Here is a 17,026-nt window from a genome sequence, read left to right as displayed (position 1 = left end):
CCCGTAAGATTTGAGTGATTCGCAGGGAAGGTTGTTAATCCGAATGCACGCCAGTACTAGTGACTCAGTAGAAGCTGCTGATCTTGAAAAATCCTTATGGATAAATGATGTAGTCGATTACTTTGGTGCCTCTGCATTCAAGGGCGACTGCCTGCGTCTGAGCGTTATCAGTTTACTCAATCGAGAAATCGCAAGAATCGATCGGCTTATTAGTATTCAGCTGGATGCTGTTCTGCATCATGACCAGTTTCAGGCGCTTGAATCCGCATGGATGGGGTGTCAGTACCTGTTACAACAAGTTGCTTTTACTCAGCAAGTAAAAATCAAACTATTAGATGTCACATGGGTCGAGTTGGAGCGTGATATTACACGAGCCATCGAAATTGACCACAGCGAAATATTCCATAAAGTATACAGCCGCGAGTTTGGTATGGCGGGGGGAGAACCTTTTGGGGTGATGCTCTGTAATTACCCAATAAGCTTGTCGCCAAAAAACTCTGGCGTGGATGATATACGGGTATTGTCAGGTTTGTCCTCTGTTGCTGCGGCTAGCTTTGCTCCCTTCTTATTTAATGCAGATCCTTCTTTATTGGATCTGGAAGACTTTTCTGCAATGCACTCTAATTTAGACTTGGATCGCACTTATCAACAGGAAAGCTTCATTAAGTGGAAGGCGCTTCGCCAGACAGAAGATGCACGCTTTATTGGCCTCACACTGCCTTACCTCTTTCTGCGTAAGCCATATCGTCATGACCGTTTCCGGCATGATGGTTTTATCTACCGTGAGTCCATAAAGGCTCGCACTGACTATCTTAAAGTCGGTGCTATTTTTGCGTTGGGAGCCGTGTTAGCACGTTGCTTTTCGCATACAGGGTGGTTGGCCGAAATTACCGGCAAGCGTTATTTTGGAGGCGGTGGAGTCCCCGGCTTATCTGAGCACCAGTCGGATATAGATGGCCAGGCACTTGTGGCTGCTGAGGTTATGATCCCTGATACCCTTGAACGCTCCTTGTCTGATGCAGGTTTTATACCTGTGTGTTATTCAGTCAATACGGCGAAAGGGATGTTTTACAGTGCATCGTCGATTCAAAGCCCGTTACTTTACAGTACCCCACAGGCCCAAATTAATGCCCGTTACTCAGCGATGCTCCAGTATGTAATGTGCACATCCCGCTTTGCGCATTATATGAAAGTTATCGTGCGTGATCAGGTCGGTGCTTTTACAACCACTGAAGAGTGTCGGAGCTTTTTGCAAAGCTGGATTTTGAACTATGTCATGTCAACTGATGAAGCTAGTGATGTGCTGCTTTCGCAATACCCATTACGCGAAGCACGTGTAAGTGTCCGTGAGAAAGCAGGCACTAGTGGTTCATATACATGTGTGGCGCATCTAAAGCCACACTTTCAATTAGAGTCTATAGAGACGTCGATTCAGTTTAGTGCTGAAGTCGTTCCAAACCGCATTACAGGATAGTTATGGATATCAAAGGAATTGGTGAGTTATATAAAGCAGGTGATCTTCAAGGTGCTTTAATTCACTCTAAAACACTGGTACGTGACAACCCAGATAGCGATGAAGGCCGTGGGCTTTTAATGCAGCTTTATCTTTTTGCGGGTGAGTTGGAAAAAGCACAGAAACAGTTAGAGTTTTTGGAGTTTCAAAAAAAGGATGATCTTCCCTCTTATATGACCTTAAAGGTTATTGGGGAGATGATTAATTGTGAGATTGAGCGCCAAGCGTTTTATAACAAACCTGCTGATACAGTGCCTACTTTATTTGAAGAAGATGAACCTCTTCTCAAGGACGCCTACCTGTTGTTTCAGGCGGCTAGGTCGGGTGAGTTAGCCGCTGATGATGCGGCACGTATTACGGCACAGCGTCCGACGTTAACCATGCAATGCCATACGCAAGGCGAAGAAGAAGTTGGACAGCTTATTGAACCAGATGACCTGACGGCTTTTGGCTTAGAAGTCTTTACTGCTCGTAAGGGGTATAGCTGGTTAGCGTGGGAAAATATTGAATCTGTAGAGTTGCATCCGTACGAGAAACCGATGGATTTGATCTACCGTCGTGCTGTTATTCGACGTATCACCGATACGCCAGAAACACCGCCACTACAAACATACATTCCTGCAATTTATGCATTAACGTCACAAGAAGATGTGGCCGCTTGCATGGGGCGCACAACGGATTGGAAAGATGATGAAGCTGTTGGAATAGTGACCGGTGAAGGGCAAAAATGCCTCTTGATTGGAGAGCGGTTAATTCCGTTGCTTCAAATTGACCGGCTCACGCGTGTGAATCTTTCTTAAGGTTTAACAGGAGCTCACGCATGGTTGATACAGAGCACTTCCAGTCTGCATTTATGCAACAAATGCTAGATCATGAGCCTGATAAACGTAATGACGGATATCAGGCGCCATCAGCACGCTATCGTGCTTATAAAAATAGCGTAATGCTGGATCTGGAAAACCTGTTGAATAATCGCAGCCGTTTAGATAGCAGTGATGCTTTCGAAGACGACGAGCTGCTGTTGAGCTATGGCGTAACTGACTTTGCACATATTAATATATCCGCACTCAGTGGTCGTGAAGCGTTACGCCGTAAAATACAGGATGCTATCCGCACGAATGAGCCGCGCCTGAGTGACATACGTGTGGCTCTATTAGATAAGCAATCTGATCCCAATCGATTAGGGTTTAGAATTGAGGCGAGGTTGCATGTTTATACGGATGCAGAGCCTGTCATTATAAGTGCGTCGTTTGAGCCGGCACGTAAAGTCTTTAACTTCCAGTCAGAATCACGATGAAGCAAAATCTAGTCGACTATTATCAGCGTGAACTCAACTACTTAAAGCGACGTGGAGAAGCGTTTGCAGACGAGTACCCAAAAATTGCAGCGCGGCTGCAGGTAACTGATGACCTAGCTCGTGACCCGCACGTGGAACGAATTATTCAGGGCGTAGCGTTTCTGAATGCGCGTATTCGGAAAAAGATCGAGGATGATTTTCCACAGCTGTGCCAAACGTTGCTGGATGTAATTTACCCTCATTACCTGAGGCCGCTACCCAGCTACTCTATCGTAAGCTTTGAGCCTGAAGCTGACCTTACTACCTGTGCTGTAGTTGAAAAGGGTGCCTTTATTGATGCGGATGTAGACGAGCATTTTGCGTGCCGCTTTCAAACGGTATATAACGCCGACGTGCTGCCTTTGAAAGTTGAGAAAGCAGTATTGCAGAGTTATCCCGCTCAAGCGCCAAGAGTGGCGCAAGTAGCTGAGTTGGAGTCGGTATTACGGATTCAGTTAACCACAACAAACAGTGATGCAGAGTTAGAAAAACTGGATATAGATAAAGTTCGGTTTTATATAAAAGGGAATCGACACTACGGTTTTGCCTTATATGAGCTGATTAATAATCATACGGTTTCCATTGCCGTTGCACGTAATGAATTTGATAACAAAGCGGTGTTTTTAAAGCCTGATGAAGCGTTGCTTCAGGTGGGCTTCCAAGAAGATGAAGGAATGTTGCCTTACCCAGAGCAGTCCTTTATTGGATACCGGCTGTTAACAGAGTATTTCGCATACCCCGATAAGTTTCTATTTTTCGATGTCATGTTGAATGAGCGTACTAAAGCAGTATTAGAGGGAGATAAATTTGAATTATTTTTCTACCTTAATAAAAATGCGCCGGATATAGAAGCGACGGTGAGTGCTGCTAATTTTGTGCTCAATGCGACACCGGTCATTAACATGTATGAACAGTATTCTGAGCCTACCCGTTTAACGCACAAGGATCATGAGTACCCATTAGTAGCTGATGCGCGCAACCCTGATAAAGTTGAAATCTACAATGTAGAATCGGTTTCCATCACCACAGACCAAGACAAAATAGAAGCAGTAACCCCATTTTTTGGTGTCGGTGGCGCCTCGACGAATAACTTAACACAAGCCCGTTGGCATGCCCGTCGTGAAGAAATTGAATATGGCAATATTCGCAGCCAAACACACTTATCGTTAATCAATATTGATTCGTTACTTGCGCCTCAGGGCGAGGCCGTCGTGTTAACTCGTTTACGGTGTTTCAATGGGGGCTTACCTAAGCGGCTTTCTCAAACGCACAGCCAGCCGAACTTGCTGCTAAGCGCTGGAACGGCGTCAGTAAAGCGAGTAAAAACGGAAATCCCCTTTAGTGATGTAGCAAGGCCGAAACTAGGTGAAGAGGTCTATTGGCATTTACTATCGCATTTAAACCTTAACTACATCTCACTCACTGATGGTCCGCAAGGTACGGCTGCACTACGTAAAATACTTTCTCTTTATAATACTTCTAACCAACAAGAGGCTAGTCATCTCATCGATGCCGTGACCATTAGTGAAGTTCAAGCAGCGACACTACGTATGACGGATGAGCGTGGTATCCCGTTCTTTTGTCGAGGTACTAAGGTAATTATTACATTGGATAAAACGCGTTTTTCTGGGAGCAGTCCGTTCTTATTCGCCAGTGTGATGGAGCGCTTCTTGGGGCTGTACACGCATTTGAATTCCTTTGTGCAACTGAGTGTCGTACTGGACGGTGACGAGCAGCCATTAAAAGTATGGCCAGCACGAGCAGGGGATCAATCGCTACTATGAATGGCTCGTTTGCTAACTCAACTACACTGCCGGATGTTGGTTTATTTCAGCTATTACGCACGCTAGAGTGCCAAGCCAGAATGACGCCTGGGCAGGCGAGTGGTGCTATCGGTCATGATTTACCCATACATCGAGAGTTTGCAGATTTTACGGTTGTTCATTCTCTCGCGTTTGCGGCCAGTTCCTGCACAAAGATTGAAACAACAGAGGGTGACGGCTTAAAAAAATCGAAGCTTCATATTGCTTGTTTTGGTTTGACGGGGCCGTCGGGGGTCATGCCGCTGCATTATACCGAGCTGTTAAGTGATCGAGGGCGGGAGAAAGATACCGCGTTTGGGGTGTTAATGGATGGATTTAATGCCCGAGCGATCAGCTTTTTATACCGTGCTTGGCAAAAGAACCGCTTAGCCATCGCGCAAGAGCATACGAGCAATAGTGGGCATCAACGAAACATCGACCCTAGTGTGCAAATGCTCAAAAGCTATACAGGATTGGGTATACAAGAATACGAGCAAAGTGGCGAATCGAAAACAGAATCTCTAGCATTCTATTTTTCTGGGTATTATAGTAAACGTCCTCGAAATGCTGCTGCTTTAAAGTCGATTATTAGTAGTGTGTTGCAATGTGACGCTTCCATTCAACAGTTTCATGGGCGATGGTTTGAGCTAGAACCAGAACAAAGAAATACAATTGGATGTAGCCATGCAACATTAGGGAAAGATTTTGTTATTGGGAACTCTGTGTTTGAAGGCTCATGCAGTATACGCATCAAAACAGCGCCTGTTTCATTGGCTGAATTTAAACAGCTTCGGCCAGGGCAGCCAAAATATCAGCAACTTCAAGAACTCATTCAGCTATACGTAGGCCGGGATTATTTAATGGACCTACAAGTTGTGCTCAAGGGTGCTGAAAGACCTCCGTTTAGAATAACGCATGCCAAAGACCCGGATCAGCCTCTCAGGCTTGGTGAAGGATTATGGTTAAGTGCTACCGCGTCTAAAGACGATGTAGCAGATGCTATCTACGACATCACTCAGTAGTAGGGAAAGATGATGAAGCAGCTGGGACGTTATGAGTTAAAAGAGCTGATTGGTGAAGGGGCCATGTCATTAGTATATAAAGCTTATGACCCGGTCTTACAGCGAACACTAGCGATAAAGGTGTTAAAGCCCGAGTTTGCTGAAGATAAAGAACGTCTGAGATTTTTTCTTAACGAAGTACATGTTTCAGGCAAGCTCAACCATCATAATATAGTACAAATTTTCGACGTGGGTGAAGTCGACAATGTGCCTTTTATTGTAATGGAATTTGTTGATGGGCAAAGCCTTGATGACTGGATGCGAGAGGTCGGCGATGTTCCATTGAGTGATGTTATCGATATCATGGCTCAATTATCAGATGCCCTAGACTACGCGCATGGTAAAAAAATCATCCATCGCGATATTAAGCCCAGTAACATATTGATTGAAAGTAATGGCCGTATTCGCCTGACCGATTTCGGCGTGGCATACCTACATGAACACACAGAAAACGACGATGAAAATATTGTAGGGACTCCGTTTTATATGTCACCTGAGCAGTTGGCGGGGCATTTGCCGGATAGCCGTAGCGATATCTACTCAGCAGGCGTTGTGTTTTACCAAATGGTGTTTGGTACCTTGCCATTTGAGGCCTCGAGTATTCGAGACCTTGTCGACTTAATTCAAAAGTCTGAAGTAGATCTAACCGCCTCTAAATGCCCGCATGTTGTTAAAAAAGTGATACGTCGCCTTTTACATAAAAAGCCGGGCTTTCGTTACGCTACCGCAGGTGAGTTGGGTATGCAGCTTCGCGCGGTAGCGACTGAGCTTTCAACCCGTGACCCCAAGTGGTCAGAGAAAATAACATCTACGTGGCGTTACACCGCGATTGTAGCAACAGTCTTGAGTACCTTACTGATAGCTCTGCTGACTTATACCCTCAACGATCTTTCCAGCAGCTTGTCTGGAGTATTGGGTAGTTATGGAAGAATGTTGGTTCAGCAAACGAATGATCAGGTAGATGAAGCGCTACTGTTAGGTGATGATCTTGGCTTGAGAGTTACCGTTGACAGGCTCTCGAAAAACAATGAAATTGAATACCTCTATGTCACTGATCATGAGCGCAATATTAAAGCCTCAAGCCGCTCTGACATGGTGGGAGAAGCGTATCGCCCTCCGCTAGAATTGATTCGGGTAGAACAAACGCAGAATATCAATATCTTCGAGCTTGACCGAAATGAAACAGGTAAACGTATTTACCACCTTACGTCACCGATTATGTTTAATGACAAAGAAATAGGTGCGGTTGTCATGGGGTTGTCTGCTGACTCGGTCACCGATGTGTGGGTGCGAACAGCGTGGGCGTTAGGACTTTTTATCATGATTGCCTGCGTCATTATGACCGCCGTTGTCTATTATCTTTGTCGTTTCTTTACCCGTCAGTTTGGGCAATTAGGTAATGCATTGCAAAGTGTGTACGTAGGGAACTATTATACGCGTCTGCACGTCGATCGAATCGATGAAATAGGATATGCTAAGCGCCAGTTTAATGAGCTGGCTGAACAAATGGAAACGTTTATCCGGGAATCTGATCCAGATTTTGAGCAAGACGAGCTGCCGGAAACGGAGATAGACGAATCTGAAAACAGAACCGTTGTTATCAGAAAAACAGAGGATGTTGAATGAATACCCGCGCATTGATTGGCAAGCTGTCGCCTACAAGCCGTTCGGCTTTTGAAAAAGCGGCATCTATTGCTGTTAGTCATCACCACTATGCCATTGAAATCGAACATTTACTGCTTTCTTTAGTTCAAGGTGAGCTTACAGGGATTCGTTCTGCATTAAAGAAGTACGGCGTTAACACCGATCAATTAGAAGGTGATATTACCTCTCGCTTCGAGTCATTCGATAAAGGTAATACGAATGCTCCCTCTTTCTCCCCGAGAGTGGTTGAGCTCATCCGTAAGGCATGGTTACTGTCTAGCTTGGAATATGGCGAAACTGAAGTGACGGGTGTCGCCCTGATGGTTGCCCTGTTCAGTGATGAGGCAATGAGCCTTCAAGTGACATCGCGCTTACGTGCTTTTAATTATTTCGATGATGCAGACTTTGTTCGTAACGGCCCTAACCTGATAAAGCTTGAGCAAACAACACAACAAACGAACAGCGCTTCCCAGGCAGAGCAAAATGGTGATGAACCGGCTGCTCAGCCGCACGCTTCTAGCCAGCAGGCATTAGATGCCTATACGTTGAATTTGACCGAACAGGCGCGTGCAGGAGCTCTTGATCCGGTTGTCGGGCGTGAATCTGAAATCCGCCAAGTAATCGATATTCTTTGTCGTCGCCGCCAAAATAACCCCATTCTTACGGGGGAAGCGGGTGTAGGCAAAACGGCCGTCGTCGAAGGCTTAGCACAACGCATTGTTGCGGGTGAAGTGCCCGATACATTAGAAGAGGTTGAGATCCACATACTCGACCTTACATTGCTGCAAGCGGGTGCCGGTGTACGTGGTGAGTTTGAGAACCGCTTGAAAGGTGTGATTGATGAAGTTAAACAATCACCTAAGCCTATTATTCTCTTTATTGATGAAGCGCATACCCTCATAGGTGCGGGCAACTCCGGTGGCCAAGGCGATGCCGCTAATATCTTAAAACCTGCGCTGGCTCGTGGTGAATTGCGTACAATCGCCGCAACCACATGGGCTGAATACAAAAAATATTTTGAGAAAGATGCCGCACTAACACGCCGTTTCCAAGTGGTAAAAGTAGAAGAGCCGCACCCTGAACAAGCCATGCGCATGATGCGCACGTTACAGCCTGCTTTTGAAAAGCATCATCAGGTGATGATTTTAGACGAAGCCATACGTGATGCCGTTCTATTATCTAAACGTTATATTTCGGGGCGCCAACTACCGGACGTCTGTGTGTCGGTACTCGATACCGCCTGTTCACGCGTTAATCTTGAGCTGCGTAACACTCCGGCGGCGTTAGATGATATTAAAGCGATGATAGATCAGTATGAAAAGCAGTTAGCCAGTACCGAGCGTGAAATTGCACTGTACGGCGGTGATTCGTCTGAGGTGGCATCGTTAAATGAAACATTAGCTACATTGTCCCACGAGAAAACAGCGATAGAAGAGCGCTGGAAAGAAGAAAAGCAGTGTGTGGACCTGATACTTGAATTGCGTACAGCGATTCACGACGGTAATACCGAAGAAAGCACAAAGGCGCAGCTAAAAGAGGCACTGGCTAGCTTACATCATATGCAGGGTGAGTTGCCGTTGATGCGCCCTCATGTTGATGCACAAGTGATCGCTGAAGTGATCTCTTCGTGGACAGGTATTCCTGCTGGACGGATGGTCTCGGGTGAAATCCAGAAAGTACTGAACATTCAAGATGAACTGAAAAAGCGCATTATTGGGCAAGATCACGCATTAGAAGCGGTGAGCCAGAGTGTACGTATTTCAAGCGCTAAATTAAAAGATCCCAAGCAACCTATTGGTGTCTTTATGTTTTGTGGTAGCAGCGGAATAGGGAAAACTGAAACAGCGCTGGCACTGGCTGATCTTCTCTATGGCGGCGAGCAAAACATGACAGTTATTAACATGTCAGAATTTAAAGAAGAGCATAAAGTTTCCTTACTTATGGGGTCACCTCCAGGTTATGTAGGATACGGTGAGGGTGGCGTGCTTACTGAAGCGGTTCGCCGTAAACCTTACAGCGTTATCTTGCTCGATGAGATGGAAAAGGCGCATCCCGGTGTGCAAGATGTCTTCTATCAAGTGTTCGATAAGGGTGCGATGAAGGATGGCGAAGGCCGCGATATCGACTTTCGCAATACACTTATTATCATGACAACCAATGCAGGCACAGAAACAATCTCCCGTGTTTGTGCAGATCCAGATACGGCACCCTTGCCAGATAAGGTTGAATCACTCGTTAAGGATGAGTTACTCACTTACTTTAAACCTGCTTTTCTTGGGCGAGCACGTTTAGTGCCGTTTATGCCATTACATGATGAGGTAATGGCAGGCATCGTTCGCTTGCAGCTAGGGCGTGTTGGTCAGCGCTTACAAGAGCAATATGGCGCGCAATTTACCTACAGTGACCAAGTAATCAAAACCATTGTAGACCGTTGCAAAGAAGTAGATACCGGTGCCCGAAATGCAATACACATCATTAATCGCAGCTTGTTGCCAGAAATCTCGATGCAAATTTTAGAGTCCATGGGGGATAACCAGCCACTCGAGTCGGTGTTTATAGACGTCGATACCCATAGTGAATTCAGTTTTAATCTGAAGAGAGGCCAGCAGGATGCCAATAATGCTTAAACCTAAATCATTGCTCACATTTGTTATCGCTATTCTTTTCAATAGCCAAGGTGTCATGGCTGCCGATATAGCGCCGGGTGCACAAAATTTTCGTTTTGCTTTGCCTGATAATTACGCGGTGGTAGAGCATCAAGTAAACCCTGTCCTGCAAGGAGGAAGTGCAACTTTTTCTCCTCAGATTCAGGTCGGGAAAAACGCGACGGAGACAAAAATCATACGTCTTCAAACGTACTTAGCCGATTATTATCCGGCTGTTTTGTCTGAGCTGGGTGTTAATAAACCAAAAGAATTTTTGAATACAATACTTGAAACACAACTGACATCAGCGTGTGCCAAATTCACTGTTAACCTAGGCAAAGTACGTAACAGTGATGGGGTGACGCGTGTTAATTGGTGGACGAGTTGTAAATTAAACGAGCAAGAAAGTAGTTATCAGATTGAACGAGGTCGTATGTTCTTGTCTGCTGCGGGTGGCTACTTTATTAGTCATATTAACCAGTCAACTAACAAACATCATGCATTCAGCAAGCGTGAAGTAAAATGGTTTGATAAATACATATATAACAGTGGCTTCTGTACAGCAGGAAAGAACTGCGGGCAAGAAGGCGCTTTGGTAGCACAGCTATTTACTGAAAAATAGCTAGACGTGTTGTTGATTATTATGAACCAGGATCACCTATTATTGCGTGTGTGTTAGCCCGCTCAAAATGATAGTAAGAAAAGGATGTCTTCCCCCTGTTGTTCCACATGCTTTGGTATGTGCAAACTCAGATACCCTTCTCTTGCCTATTTTTTGGATGTAGCTCAGGCAGACGATTCATGCATTAACTGGAGAATACTCTTTAGATACGCTCTATAACGAGAGTAGCTAAAGGTTTTTAACGTACAGGGATGTCCCCTGTAATGTATTTTTGTCAAAAAAAGGAAGTGTAAATTCATGGCGATTTATTTAAAAATTGACGGCATCGACGGAGACGTAACCGCATCTGGCCACGAAAACTGGGTAGAGTGTGACTCAATGGACTGGAGTGTTACGCGCAGCCTGAGTACAAAACCAGGTCAGGGTAAAGATCGTGAATCCACAAACCCAGTGGTAGGCGAGATTACGCTAACCACTAAAATGGATAAAACATCTCCCGTATTATTTGCTGAATCTTGCGTAGGCCAAGGTAAAACAGCAAAAATCCATATGGTACAGACGAGCTCATCAGGCATCGAAACGTACATGGAATATACGCTGACAAATACGCTAATCAGTGGTTACAACGTAATGAGCAATGGCGACCGTCCTGTAGAAGCTATTTCTTTGAACTTTACTAAAGTTGAAATGAAATACACTACATGGAACGAGCAGCACCAGCCAGAAGGCAGCGTGCCTGCAGGTTACGATGTTGCTACAGGCGTACGTCTGTAATAGCACCACTAAGGCGCAGCGATATTTCGTTGCGCTTTTTTTCATAACAGGGATGAAAGTTGATGACGACTAAGGATCTACTTGAAGGCGCTATGGGTACACATATCTCCACCCATTGCTCACAACAAATGACAGCCGATAACCTCAATCATTGTGCGCATTTTGTATCGCACATAATGGGTTACCAGTTTGGCTATCAATGCGGCAACCAAACACAGCTACCGGGAGAAGGTGCCAATATTCGCGTGCAAGAAATCTTTGCTCGTTGCCCTATTGTCGGTGTTTGGAGCGACAAGCCCAAGAGCTTGAAAACATGCTTAGCGTTTATTACAAAAGAAGGCAACGTTAACTTGGCACGTAAGGTCATGTCGAACGTGCCGCGCAAACATATTGGCGTGTTTGCTGATGGTTTCATTTATCACTACTCTAATTCTCAAGACCAAGTAGTGAGACAAACACCGGCTCAGTTTTCGAGACATTATATGGGAGCAGGCTATGCAGTTTTTTATGGCACACTCATCAGCTAAACGATGGTTGTGTGCAGTGAGTTTTATGTTTTTGGCGCACAGTGCTGTTGCTCATGAAGCATTGCCAACAAAAGCAGAAGCTTTTGATCTCATGATGCAGCTGAGTGATGTAGACATAACATCCAATAGCTCGTGCCAATCGGCAGGGCGAGAAAACAGCCGTACAGCCCAAGATATCATCAGCCATTATCTCACTGTATTGGCCGAATCTGAAAACGTCAGCATTAAGGCGCATAGCCATCATGTAACCGATGCTGCCCGCATTAATATCAACTTTGCAGTGATAGATGACGAAGCACCGTGGAAGTATGGCCTACAGTTTCGAGCGGCAAAAAGTGAAAAAGGCTGGGAAGCAGATCGTAAAAGCCTGATATGTCCCGGGCAATAGTGATTCAGTAAACGTTTGGCGCCGCATATAGACTATGCGGATATCAAACTAATGCTAATTAAGGCATCAACAAGTGCCTATAAAAATGGAAGCACAAGGAAGTATATGGCTGATTTCAAACAGCAAAGTCGTTTGTTAGCAATTGATAGCCCGTTAGGTGAGGATGTCCTCCTACTCACGCGGCTAGAAGGTGAGGATGCGGTCTCTTCGTTGTATAACATCGAGATTGAAGCGTACTCTTTGCGTAAAAACATTGCGCCGGCAGAAATAGTTGGCAAAAATGTCACGCTTAAAATTGCCTCGACTGACGAAACGGCCTTGTTTCTTCCTGGTACCCACCGCTACATCAATGGTTTTGTAAAAAGCTTTCGCCAGGAAGGCCGGCATTTACAAGACTTGCGTTGTTACTCTGCTGTTGTCGTCCCTTGGTTATGGTTTTTAACCCAAACCAGTGACTGTAAAATTTTCCAATTTAAAAACGTACAAGAAATTGCTGCATCCATCTTTAGCGAAAATGGCTTTACAGATTTTCAATTTCGCTTAGTCGGCCAGCACCCAGCAAGAGATTACTGCGTTCAATATAAAGAAAGTGATTTCAACTTTATATCACGCCTTTTTGAAGAAGAAGGCATCTATTATTACTTCAAACAAGAAAGTGGTAAGCACACCCTCATTGTAAGTGATCATGTCGGCGGTTACGGTGCCTGCGAAGAGCAAGCTATTAGCTACAGTGCCGGTACCTTAAGCGAACATACGGTACACAATTGGTATCACAGCTTTGAATTTAAAACAGGCCAATACGCGCACCGCGACTACGACTTTAAAAAGCCGAGTAACCGCTTACAAAGCACAGTGGCGGCCAGTATGGTAGTGCCCGGCGTTGGTAAGTATGAGCACTTTATCTACCCCGGCCGCTACGAAGACAAAGGGCTCGGAGACCAACTCACACGCTTACGTGTAGAAGCAGACGAAGCCGCGCATGATGTAATCAGTGGAGAAGGGGGCTGTCGTACCTTTACCGCAGGGCATACCTTCAGCTTGCAACGCCATGAAGACGCTCCGGCAGAAACCGGTGAATACATACTGTTAGGTGTACACCATAAAGCACAAGATTACTCCTACACCATTAATGATGAAGAAGACAAAGAATACAGCAACGTATTTCGCTGTATCGCCTCTGCAACTATTTACCGGCCACCCACTGTTACTGGCTGGCCGCGTATGCAAGGGCCGCAGAACGCCATCGTTGTGGGCCCCGCCTCAGAAGAAATTTACACCGACGAATACGGCCGCGTTAAAGTTCAATTTCCATGGGATAGATACGGCGCCTACAACGAAAACAGCTCATGTTGGGTACGTGTTACACACAGCTGGGCAGGTAAAAACTGGGGTAATATCTACCTGCCACGCATCGGCCAAGAAGTCATCGTCGACTTCATGGACGGCGACCCAGACAGGCCCATCATTACCGGCCGTGTTTACAATGCCGAGCAGATGCCACCGTATGAGTTACCCGCTAACAAAACCCAAAGTGGGATTTTAACGCGCTCAACAAAAGACGGTTCCGGCAGCACCGCCAATGCCCTACGTTTTGAAGATAAAATGGGCGAAGAAGAGGTCTGGCTACATGCAGAGAAAGACCAGCGCATCGAAGTTGAAAATGACGAATCACACTGGGTAGGGCACGACCGCAGCAAAACCATCGACAATGACGAAACCGTTGTTGTACATCACGACCGCACCGAAACCGTTGATAACAACGAAAAAATCACCATCGGTGTAAACCGTACCGAAAAAGTCGGCAATAATGAAAAAATCACCATCGGTGTGAATCGCACAGAGCAAGTGGGCGTTAACGAGAAAATCACCATCGGTGCCAACCGCACAGAGACGGTGGGCAGTAATGAGAAAATCACTGTTGGCACCAACCGAATGCATACCGTCGGCATATCGGAAATCAAAACCGTCGGCATGGTGCGCGTGCATAGCGTAGGCATAAACGAAACTAATACAGTCGGTGTAGCCCAGCAGAATACCGTAGGTATGATGCAGACCAACACAGTGGGCATGACGCGCACCACCAACGTAGGCGAAACAGAAAGCCTCTCGGTGGGTAAACAGATGGACATCAATGTGGGTGAAGAGCTGCGTATTACCGTGGGTAAATCTTCAATCGTCATGAAAGCGGATGGCACCATCGATATTAGTGGAGTGGATATTAATTTATCGGCATCAGGGGAAATCAATCTTGAAGCCGCTGGAGATATCACTCTTCAAGGCAAAAACATTCACAATAACTGATCAGTAGAAAAGTATGAGTAAAGCCACTGTTTTTGCCAATGATATGTCGTATGCCGCTAAGGCTTATGACGGAAAATCTAGCCTACAATTGGTTGATATATGCCACAGCCCCGGTAAAGGTATCCCTAAACCTTATAAAAATATCGCCTATGCTTCTCAATTAACCAATGCCAGCGTCAGCGTATTTATCAGCCACTTGCCAGTAGCGCAAAAGGATAAATCCTACTTTGCTAACTCGACCGGTAACGAGAACGCCACGGATAAAGTCGGTATGGGTATTGTCACGCATGTCATTACCGGCGGCGCACACTTTGTAAACTGGTCACCGGATGTGTTTGTCGAAGGCTACAACGCATGCCGACATCTGGATTCGATGACGCACAACCATAGTAACCCTCCTAATACGGGGTATTGGATTTATAAAGATTATTGGCTTAAAAAGCATCCATGTGAAAAGCATGAGAAAAAAGTTGATAAAAAATGTCAAGTAGAAAAAGACCGCAAACGCTATAACAAAAAGCGCAAAGGCGGAAAAACTGATAAAGCATCTAATTGGAAAGAAGCTCATTGTGATGGCTTAATGTTTAAGCCTAGTAAAGAAAATATCGGTAACCTAAAAGAAGATTTGCAGGCTAATCTTGCTGATATAGAAGCATTGCTAGGATCTGGGCCTGAAGCTGCTCGTAGTATTTTGCAGCCGGTAATTGAAGAAGCAGTAGAGAAATTCATACTTAAGACAACGGCTAAGACTGTAGTTAAAGCAGCTGCTGGAGCATGGATCCCCGTTGCTGGTTGGGTATGGGCGGGAGCTAATGCGGCGATGTTGGGGTATGACGCCAGCCAATTTGTAAATTCTATGCAAGATTTATCTCAAGACTTTGAAAAACTGCTAGAAGACTATAAAAAGCTTGCAACAGGTCAAGGTAAAGAGTGGTGGGATAAGCTTAAAAGCGGTGACATCGATGAAAAGGACTTGATGGATTTAGTCACGCTGTGGGCAAATATGAATCCATGTATTCGGGCTAAGCGTTGTAATCTACAACCTTACGAAGATACGTCTTCAACGAAAAGCAAAAATTTAAAAGAGAGCAAGGGATGCTGCCCAGGTCAAACTCCCCATCATGTTATACCTGATACCTGGATGAAAAAGTCGAGCTGCGTAAGGTATACCAAGGGCGCTGGTTTATCTATTTGTACAGAAGGGCGAAGCCATAATCAGGGCGGTTCGCACCAAGGAATGCACGATAACCTTGATAAGCTTCTAAAAAAAGATAAGTTAATGGATATTGATAGTGTGCCTCGTAAAGTGTTACAGCCAGATATATCAATGGACAAAGCGACTGATATGGCAGCTGCATCAATTAAGAATACCTTTCCTGCCTCTGGATGTGATAAGAAGTGCTTAGTCGCACAGATAGAAGATTATTACGATAAGCTCTGCGGCTCAGTCGATAAGGTACCTTTGTCGGATCATAAAACAAGAGCTGTATACAAGCCAGATGGTCCTAACCGTCTATAAAGTAATTATAGGTATAACATGAAAAAATCAGAATGGGCTGAGTACTTAGACGGCTTTTATATCGTTGACTGTGCCATCAAAAGTAAACAAATTGCTTATGTATTAGCGGTACAGGATGAGCCCCCAGAAGAAGATGAAGACGGTCATATTGATGATGAAGAGTGGCGTTTAATCAGTTGGGGCCCCGAAGTGCTTGGTGGTGATCAGAGTGTTATATGCGAGCGTCATTATAACTTTAGACCTGTTCCTGCGTTGGCTGTAGAAGGTGAACCATATAATCGCTTAATGCTCACTGATACCAATGGAAACGCTTCATTAGGTGATTATGGCAAGGATGATGTCCCGGCCATGGAAAAAATGAAAACCTTATGGGAAAAGCTCTACATCATGAATGGGGGCTATGTTTATTGGCGTAATAGTGAGAATAACACTTGGGAAAGGATAGACCTACCAGAGTCGTTGCAGGAAGATAACCGTGCTTCTTCTGGACCCAGAAAATATTTACTCATAGATTTTGATGCCTTCACGCCACAGGATTTTTACTTATTAGATAATGAAGGCATAGTTCTGTATCAAGAAGCCGGCATCTGGAATGAAACCAATTTGAGAGATTTAGGTTATCGTGAACTAGATACCTACGGCATCTGCTGTGGCCCCGATGGCTGGGTCTATATTTTTGGTAAAGATGAAAAAGGCGGAAAAATATTCCAAGGTAAAGGCGATCGGTGGAAAGTAATTTGGGAAGATAATTTCGAAATTTTTCATATTGATATGGTGGCTTATCAAGATTATGTACTGATTAGTAATAACATCATGTTCTCTAAAATCCAGAATGGCAAAGTGGAACACTTCAAATCCCCTTGTACGGGTTCTTTTTTAAGCGTGCGAGATAAC

General features: G+C 45.0%; 14 protein-coding genes. All 14 read left to right on the top strand.

Annotated elements, in window-relative coordinates:
* Positions 1-43: 43 nt before the first annotated feature.
* Positions 44-1,474, top strand: a complete 1,431-nt coding sequence (gene tssC / locus QZZ55_RS07480; protein WP_293266698.1) for a type VI secretion system contractile sheath large subunit — start codon at positions 44-46, stop codon at positions 1,472-1,474.
* 2 nt (positions 1,475-1,476) lie between these two features.
* The gene (locus QZZ55_RS07475; protein ID WP_293266697.1) at positions 1,477-2,313 is read left to right on the top strand and encodes a type VI secretion system accessory protein TagJ; all 837 of its coding nucleotides are present in this window, start codon (positions 1,477-1,479) and stop codon (positions 2,311-2,313) included.
* A gap of 20 nt (positions 2,314-2,333) precedes the next feature.
* A complete protein-coding gene (gene tssE, locus QZZ55_RS07470; protein ID WP_293266696.1) occupies positions 2,334-2,810 on the top strand; it encodes a type VI secretion system baseplate subunit TssE in 477 nt (158 codons plus the stop codon).
* On the top strand, positions 2,807-4,633 hold the full coding sequence (tssF, locus tag QZZ55_RS07465) for a type VI secretion system baseplate subunit TssF (protein ID WP_293266695.1): 1,827 nt from the start codon (positions 2,807-2,809) through the stop codon (positions 4,631-4,633). The genes tssE and tssF overlap by 4 nt, the downstream gene beginning before the upstream one ends.
* Positions 4,630-5,673, top strand: a complete 1,044-nt coding sequence (tssG, locus tag QZZ55_RS07460; RefSeq protein ID WP_293266694.1) for a type VI secretion system baseplate subunit TssG — start codon at positions 4,630-4,632, stop codon at positions 5,671-5,673. Before tssF ends, tssG begins: the two co-directional genes overlap by 4 nt.
* Positions 5,674-5,682: 9 nt before the next feature.
* Positions 5,683-7,338: a serine/threonine-protein kinase gene (locus QZZ55_RS07455; protein WP_293266693.1), complete on the top strand. Its 1,656-nt coding sequence runs from the start codon at positions 5,683-5,685 to the stop codon at positions 7,336-7,338.
* The gene (gene tssH / locus QZZ55_RS07450) at positions 7,335-9,983 is read left to right on the top strand and encodes a type VI secretion system ATPase TssH (protein ID WP_293266692.1); all 2,649 of its coding nucleotides are present in this window, start codon (positions 7,335-7,337) and stop codon (positions 9,981-9,983) included. The genes QZZ55_RS07455 and tssH overlap by 4 nt, the downstream gene beginning before the upstream one ends.
* Positions 9,976-10,623, top strand: coding sequence for a hypothetical protein (locus QZZ55_RS07445; protein ID WP_293266691.1), 648 nt, complete (start codon positions 9,976-9,978; stop codon positions 10,621-10,623). Before tssH ends, QZZ55_RS07445 begins: the two co-directional genes overlap by 8 nt.
* A gap of 297 nt (positions 10,624-10,920) precedes the next feature.
* Positions 10,921-11,397: a type VI secretion system tube protein Hcp gene (locus tag QZZ55_RS07440; RefSeq protein ID WP_293266690.1), complete on the top strand. Its 477-nt coding sequence runs from the start codon at positions 10,921-10,923 to the stop codon at positions 11,395-11,397.
* A 62-nt stretch (positions 11,398-11,459) separates the two neighbouring features.
* Positions 11,460-11,924: a hypothetical protein gene (locus QZZ55_RS07435; RefSeq protein ID WP_293266689.1), complete on the top strand. Its 465-nt coding sequence runs from the start codon at positions 11,460-11,462 to the stop codon at positions 11,922-11,924.
* Positions 11,893-12,312, top strand: coding sequence for a hypothetical protein (locus QZZ55_RS07430; protein WP_293266688.1), 420 nt, complete (start codon positions 11,893-11,895; stop codon positions 12,310-12,312). Before QZZ55_RS07435 ends, QZZ55_RS07430 begins: the two co-directional genes overlap by 32 nt.
* A 105-nt stretch (positions 12,313-12,417) precedes the next feature.
* On the top strand, positions 12,418-14,613 hold the full coding sequence (gene tssI / locus QZZ55_RS07425; RefSeq protein ID WP_293266687.1) for a type VI secretion system tip protein VgrG: 2,196 nt from the start codon (positions 12,418-12,420) through the stop codon (positions 14,611-14,613).
* Between the two features lie 13 nt (positions 14,614-14,626).
* Entirely contained in the window at positions 14,627-16,132 is a 1,506-nt protein-coding gene (locus QZZ55_RS07420; RefSeq protein WP_293266686.1) for a PAAR-like domain-containing protein, read from the top strand.
* An 18-nt stretch (positions 16,133-16,150) separates the two neighbouring features.
* Positions 16,151-17,026, top strand: an 876-nt coding sequence (locus QZZ55_RS07415; RefSeq protein ID WP_293266685.1) for a hypothetical protein, incomplete at its 3' end; no start/stop codon positions are given.

The organism is Neptunomonas sp., assembly GCF_016744175.1.
Taxonomy (GTDB): domain Bacteria; phylum Pseudomonadota; class Gammaproteobacteria; order Pseudomonadales; family Balneatricaceae; genus Neptunomonas.
The sequence above is the reverse complement of the archived record's forward strand: the minus strand, read 5'-3'. Positions and strand labels throughout refer to the sequence as shown.